Source organism: Synechococcus sp. H60.3 (genome assembly GCF_047462295.1).
Lineage (GTDB): Bacteria > Cyanobacteriota > Cyanobacteriia > Thermostichales > Thermostichaceae > Thermostichus.
The window spans coordinates 1-6,061 of the sequence record NZ_JANSIY010000131.1 but is presented as its reverse complement, the minus strand read 5'-3'; the positions used below and the strand labels follow the sequence as shown (position 1 = coordinate 6,061).

Genomic DNA, 6,061 nt, shown 5'->3' with positions numbered 1-6,061 from the left:
AGTCGTGGGATGTGTAAGATGTGTATATGAGTCAGCTTTACCATGGCGTCGGCAGCTTCTACCACTGCCGGGAAGCCCAGGGTTTCGATCATTCCGACTGCAATAGCCATAGGGACTCCTTACGCTGAAATTGTTGGGGGAGTGTAAACCCGGCCCGATTTTCCGGCTCGGGTTAATTCCGAGCTAGGTGCAACTGCTTGGTTTAGGTGCGAAACTGCTCCACTGCCTCCGTGTAGCGGATGGGCAGCACAAACTCCAGGTTTTCGTGGGGACGGGCGATGATGTGGTGGGAGAGGATCTCGCCCCCACTCACCCGTTTGGCAGACTCCAAGCCGGCAGCTACCGAGGCCTGCACCTCGGAGACATCGCCCCGCACGATCACGGTGACGCGCCCGCTGCCAATTTTCTCGTAACCCACGAGGGTGACGCGCGCGGCCTTTACCATGGCGTCGGCAGCTTCTACCACTGCCGGGAACCCACGGGTTTCGATCATTCCGACTGCAATAGGCATATCAACCCTCCACTTTTGAACACTCAGTTCCTGAACGTTGCCGAACCCAGCAATAAGGCCAATCGATCTCCAACCTGATCTCCCCTATTGGGTTCGATCCTGCAATTTCCCTCGAACTCATCCGGGAGATTCTCTGCCCAAACCTCAGTGGACAGCTCTTCTCGGCCACACCTACCCCAGCCACCACAGACCTCCCCCTGGAGAGAAGGCTCTGCCCAGCCGCCGACCTCAGACTCAATAGACTGAAGCCAGAAAAGGTTGTAGGAGCCATCTGGGTTAACCACAACTGTCACTTAGGCGGGCAAAGCTGCCAACTCCAGGCTAAGTCCCCATCTTTCTTGCACAAAATCGATCCGACAAAATCGACGAGGACAGCCCAGAGAAGGGATCCCCCGACTTAACAGAATGATATCCCCATTCAATCCTGGACGAAAATCAATATTTTTAATTAGCACGATAGCTTTTTATTAAGAGAGGCAAAATTGTTATCAACTCAAAAATAATTCTTGACATCTTTTCAACTTTTGCCGTTATCGGCGCAGCGAGGGTGGCACTTCCAAGCCATGGGCTTCCATGAGGTTGGGTTGGCTCATCAGGTGGGCCGGGGATCCCTGGGCACAAATCCGGCCTTGATCCAAGAGGAGCACCCGATCGCACACTTCCAGGATCAGTTCCAGATCGTGGGAAGCGAGCAGAAAGGTGTGCGTTGCTTGCAACAAAAAGGCGATTAGCCGGCGACGGGCGCGCAGATCCAGGTTGGCAGTCGGCTCATCGTAGAGGATCAACTGCGGCTGCATCGCCAAGATCCCGGCGATCGCAACCATGCGTTTTTCGCCGCCGGAGAGATGATGGGGGGGACAGTTAGCCAGATGCAGGGTGCCGGTCATCTCCAGGGTTGCTTGAACCACAGCCGCGACCTCCGCCTCAGAACGTCCCAGGTTGCGCGGCCCAAAGGCTACATCTTCGGCCACCGAGGCAGCAAACAGCTGATCGTCGGGATCCTGAAACACTAGCCCCACCTCAGGGCGAAACTGGCCAGGCCGGAGCGGCTGCCCAAACAACGTGATCTGGCCGGAACAGGGGGGCAACAGGCCGGCGAGGGCCAGGAACAGGGTGGTTTTGCCGGCGCCATTGGGGCCAATGATCCCTAGGTGCTGCCCGGCCTCAACCCGTAGATCCAGCCCTTGCAGCACCGGCGGACAACCGGGATAGCCGACCCACAACTGTTTGACTTCCACCGCTGGCACTGTGTTCATGGCAGCAAGCTCATCCCAGGGCTAGCGCTGCTCCAAGGGCTTCCAGCGCTTCTGGGTGGCGGCAGGGGTGAGCTGCAGGGTGGGTACGCTGGGGCTGGTCAGGTCGATCTGGAGAATTTCGTCGGGTGTACACTCGCAGTAGCGGCGCAGATCCCGCATTTGGTTGAGGGTTTGAATTTGCAGGGGCAGGCGGTCAGAAATCGGCCCCAGGTAAACGTTGCCCAGCTCAGTGTGGAGCGTGATTCCCTCTCCTGATTGCCAATCTACGGTCTCGATCCGGATCTCAGACTGTTGCAGGGCTTCGAGCAACAAGGCCCATTGCTCGGGCGTGTGGTTCTCCCAGCCCAGCAACTCCAGCTCAGGCCAGGAGAGAGAGGATCCGCTGTGGTGTCGAAAGGGATCGGGGGGCAGCCAATGGCCTTGCCGATCCACCCAGCCTGTCTGGTCGCCCTGGCGGGCGCGTGCAACCGGTTGCCGTTCCCGCACCTGGACAATCACCCCCACCGGCAGCAGCTGCCGCTGTACCTGGACGCTTTTGAGGGGAGAAGGGCGAGCTGGGGATCCCAGTAAGGCTCTTTCCAACACAGCCGGCTGCACCTGCCAGATGTTCACGGGATAGGTCAGAGGCAATTGCCTCCGTATCCAGTCGGGATCCACCCAGTAGCTGCCCTTTACCTGAATTTGCTCCGGCCGGCGAATTTGCCAGTAGGGCTGCTGCAGACCCAACACCAGCAGTGTCAGAACGCCCATCGAGCTGGCTAAGCGCCAGGATCCCTGCCAAAAGCGGTTGCGACGTTGCTGACGCAAAAGTCGCCTGCGTTGCAGAAGTTGTTCGCGCGTGGGAGAAGCCAGAGGTAGCATTAGCCCTCCCTCAAGCCAAAGAGGAGCCTTCCATGCTCCTGTTCAACTCGCGATCTCCTCGACCTGATCCGCCCGCAGCCAAATTGGGGGGGTGGGAACAGCCCCAAACTTAATCTGGAGGTAGTTGTCTTTGATATCCACCACTTCTCCAGCAGTATCGAAGACGTAGCTGGGAATAAAAGAGTCGCTGGCCTGGGCTTCCAGGCTGCCTTGCAATTTCTCGCGGATGGCCCGCACCAGAGTGCCTCGCTTAATCGCCATTGCCCCTCCTTGAATTTCGTGTTGGTTGGCCGTTTCGATAGCCGTTGTATCCTATGCAGCCAATGAGCTGGGATCCAGCCTACTTGCGCTTCAGGCTGCGGGCCATGTTGCGAAACATGTCCAGGTCGGATCCCCCCTGGCGGCGTAAGCCTGCTTCACTGCTTCTGTTTGAGGTGGAAGAGCTCTGCTCAGAAGCAGGTTCAGGAGCTTTGGCCTGTTCTACGGCCAACTTAACTTTGCTTAGGGAAGAAACCTGCTCCACTACCTCCACCTTCTCCGCAGAGCCAAAATCCTGGAAGGTGTGCTTCACGATCCTGGGAGTGCGCATGTATTCGATGTTGCCAAGGGTTTTGGCCTCATCCGGGTCGAGAAAAAAGGTGTTGTCTTTCTTTTTAGCTGGCTGGGCAGCTGTCTCTGAGGAAGGTTTGGAATCTGCTTGACCGCGAGAGCCGAAAAAGCGCCTGAAGATGCCTACCATTGTCTTTTGCCTGCAATGCGAAGAAAGTTGAGCCGGATCCCTAAACGGCGGGTTAGCCAGCCGCAGTTAGAAAGATGACGGCTGAGCCCGGCTATGAAATCATACTAAGCCAACTCAGGATAACATGCTCCCTGGCTGCAGGACGGCTGTTTCGTCCAAGTGTTCAACTCTTGGAGGCTCTGCCAGGGGAGGGCTTTCGACCCTAGGCAAGTGGTCTGGTCAAGGGCAGCAAGCACATCCTCAGTCACGGCTCTTTAGCTTAATCGGCGGGAAGCCCCGCACTGTATGGGTGAATTGTGCTGACTCAAGCGCAAATCGGTGTCGGGATGAAAGCTGTTCGTACTGCAATTGAGGAGAATAAGTTAGTTAAATCTCTGTTGTGTTTACTCAACGAAGATGAGTGGCGGGAGTTGTTCACTAAGCTTGGGGATCCCAATGGCTGGCCAATATACAACTTTTTTTGCTGGAAAATCCGTGTTGACTCCCTTTTTGAGGTATGGCTTAACTCTTCACAATCAGTATGGGCAAGCAGTATTAAGCTGGAACAGCACCTAGGGGCATTGGGGAACTGCCCTGTAAGAGGGGAACGCGTGGGGAGAGGAGCACTGCTATTGGGAAGGGGCAGCCCACAACTCAGCAAGTGCTGTCGTGGAACCAAGAACAAGAATCCCCACTCTTTAGGGCTGGGGAGTATGCCAACTGACCGACGCTATGGTTCAGGGAATCGTTCAGCACTAGCCTTGGGATCCCCAAATTAGAGGCGGCACTCTGGATGCCTGTCTTACCGAGAGGGCCCAAAAACTTTTGGGATCCCTCCCTCCACAAAACTCATCAGGCTGAAAAAGCTGCTGAGGAACTCTGCAGAAGTGCAAGCGAGATTAGCTGGTAGGAGTTGAAAAGCAGGCATTACTCCCATGCCTGCGGAGTGTAATGTACTACAACTTGAGCGGACTGCCTAAATTCAAGGCTGTGCCGATGCAGCGAGCCAAGACCTGAATGTTTCGCCCTTGTTCTGCCAATTCCAAAATCTGAGTAGAAGGCTTACTCGTACGGGCGATGGACGAATACTGTACATTTTAGACAGCATTCCAGTTCTACTGAGCGAGTTGGTGTCTTACACGCAACCTAGCAAGCAATCGGAGAACAGCAAGAGAAGAGCACCTTGTTCTCTGCTTAGAGGCTAGAATGGCCTACCCCCCTCCCGCATCGGCAACCCTACGGATTTTGGCTGGCAAGGCACTCCCGGATTTTCAGGAATGGTCAGCTTTCTCTCCGAGACCCTACAGAGCCAAGAATCGCCGACTTGCGGTGAGAGACAATGAGAAAGGGAGAGACTCGAGGCAATCCCGTAGCCCGATCTCTCCCTGTGGCCCTAACGTCTGGAACAGCCCCTGGCTCTAGCAAGGTAGTAGTTGCTACTCCCCTGATTTTAAGTCAGGGGATTCTTACGCAGTCCACAGAGGAACTCACAAAGGCGCTGTCAAGATGCCCCTAGACGGTTCCTAAAGGCAAAGCTTGGAGGTTCCGCTTACTTGTTGACTTACGGCACTGTCCCGGTCTTTCACCAGGGTGGGTGCTTACATTGGCGAGCGACTCAAGTCGCTTAAGGACTACGTCCCGCTAACGTGAGCGGGCTTCTCCGCCCCGTACTTTAGTACGGGGCTACCCAGCTGCCCCGCTGTGTTCCTGTTCCGCCTTAAAATCCTAAGATAGAAGTTGAACGTCCCTGCTGAGCTGGGTACCTTTCCTTCACAACTTGGAAAGTGGTGGACTAGTCGCAGAGGCGGGGGCGACGGCCGTTACGTTTTGAGAGGAATCCATGTTGTTCATTTTTAACCTAGCGAAGCGTCTGCAGCTCATCCTCCTCGCTCTCGTAGTCGGGGTGGCTGGGGTAGCTTTCCTGTCCAACCCTGCTGCTGCTGAAACCTACACAGTTAAAATGGGCTCTGACAAGGCCCAACTGATTTTCGATCCCCCTTCCCTCACCATCAATCAGGGAGATACTGTTCGGTGGGTCAACAACAAGGTCTATCCTCACAACGTTGTCTTTGACAAGGTACCCGGTGGCGATGCGGCCTTGGCGGCCAAGCTGTCCCACAAGGCCCTGCTCACGGCTCCCAACCAAGTGGTGGAATCGGCCTTTGTCGATGTCCCTCCGGGTGAGTACACCTACTACTGCACTCCCCACCGCGGGGCTGGCATGGTCGGCAAGATCATCGTCAATGGCTAGGCCTGCCCTCTAATTGCACTTCCCGGGTTGCTTTTTAAGAGAGAGCCCAGCTCTGGCTTGCTGGCTGGGGATCCCTGCCCGTAGCATAGAAAGTAGCCCTCTCGAGAGTGGGAGGGCTTTTTCGCGAATAGACGTTTGCCCGGCTGCCCCTTGTGCCAGACAGGCTGTACCGCTTAACCGTAGTCCACAGACGAGTTCCCTATGACCACCAGTGTTAAAGGCTACCTGCTCTTGGCCGTTTCCTGCATCAGTGCCATCGCCGCTGTGGGTTCGATTTTCGAGTTGGCTTCCGGTGAGCCGGATTTTGGCGTCGGCCCCACCAGTATCATCTTGGTCGTCGCCGCCCCTTTGGCGGTTTGGCTTTTTCAGTCGGCAGTTGGGGCGGCGCGATCCAACGGCGCTGCTGGCAAGGGGAGCAAGAAGCGAAAGTAGGCAGGTAGATAGGGGAAAACTGGGGGCAAGGA

Annotated in this window: 7 protein-coding genes; 1 reads left to right on the top strand and 6 read right to left on the bottom strand. The window is 56.0% G+C overall.

All coding sequences use genetic code 11. From position 1 onward, the window contains the following. The 6 genes from NW841_RS11385 to NW841_RS11360 form a co-directional block, all read right to left on the bottom strand. The coding region (locus NW841_RS11385) for a BMC domain-containing protein (RefSeq protein WP_414386457.1) at positions 1-110 on the bottom strand (110 nt) is incomplete at its 3' end. A gap of 92 nt (positions 111-202) precedes the next feature. Continuing rightward, positions 203-511, bottom strand: coding sequence for a carbon dioxide-concentrating mechanism protein CcmK (locus tag NW841_RS11380; protein WP_011430450.1), 309 nt, complete (start codon positions 509-511; stop codon positions 203-205). A gap of 530 nt (positions 512-1,041) precedes the next feature. Next, on the bottom strand, positions 1,042-1,767 hold the full coding sequence (locus tag NW841_RS11375; protein ID WP_414364143.1) for an energy-coupling factor ABC transporter ATP-binding protein: 726 nt from the start codon (positions 1,765-1,767) through the stop codon (positions 1,042-1,044). Positions 1,768-1,788: 21 nt separating this feature from the next. Continuing rightward, positions 1,789-2,628, bottom strand: a complete 840-nt coding sequence (locus NW841_RS11370) for a cell division protein FtsQ/DivIB (protein ID WP_414386455.1) — start codon at positions 2,626-2,628, stop codon at positions 1,789-1,791. 42 nt (positions 2,629-2,670) lie between these two features. Beyond that, positions 2,671-2,889 (bottom strand): NAD(P)H-quinone oxidoreductase subunit O, encoded by a 219-nt coding sequence (gene ndhO, locus NW841_RS11365; RefSeq protein ID WP_414364141.1) that lies wholly within the window; start codon positions 2,887-2,889, stop codon positions 2,671-2,673. Positions 2,890-2,968: 79 nt separating this feature from the next. Continuing rightward, the gene (locus NW841_RS11360; RefSeq protein WP_414364140.1) at positions 2,969-3,367 is read right to left on the bottom strand and encodes a hypothetical protein; all 399 of its coding nucleotides are present in this window, start codon (positions 3,365-3,367) and stop codon (positions 2,969-2,971) included. Positions 3,368-5,186: 1,819 nt separating this feature from the next. Between NW841_RS11360 and petE the strand changes: the two genes are divergently transcribed. Continuing rightward, positions 5,187-5,597 carry a plastocyanin gene (gene petE / locus NW841_RS11355; RefSeq protein WP_414364139.1) on the top strand — a complete coding sequence of 137 codons (411 nt, stop codon included), beginning with the start codon at positions 5,187-5,189 and terminating at the stop codon, positions 5,595-5,597. The last annotated feature ends 464 nt before the right edge of the window (positions 5,598-6,061 follow it).

Excerpts from the sequence above, each read along its gene's own strand:
- NW841_RS11370 (WP_414386455.1), bottom strand. The coding sequence starts at position 2,628 with ATGCTACCTCTGGCTTCTCCCACGCGCGAACAACTTCTGCAACGCAGG.
- petE (WP_414364139.1), top strand. The coding sequence starts at position 5,187 with ATGTTGTTCATTTTTAACCTAGCGAAGCGTCTGCAGCTCATCCTCCTC.
- NW841_RS11375 (WP_414364143.1), bottom strand. The coding sequence starts at position 1,767 with ATGAACACAGTGCCAGCGGTGGAAGTCAAACAGTTGTGGGTCGGCTAT.
- NW841_RS11360 (WP_414364140.1), bottom strand. The coding sequence starts at position 3,367 with ATGGTAGGCATCTTCAGGCGCTTTTTCGGCTCTCGCGGTCAAGCAGAT.
- NW841_RS11380 (WP_011430450.1), bottom strand. The coding sequence starts at position 511 with ATGCCTATTGCAGTCGGAATGATCGAAACCCGTGGGTTCCCGGCAGTG.
- ndhO (WP_414364141.1), bottom strand. The coding sequence starts at position 2,889 with ATGGCGATTAAGCGAGGCACTCTGGTGCGGGCCATCCGCGAGAAATTG.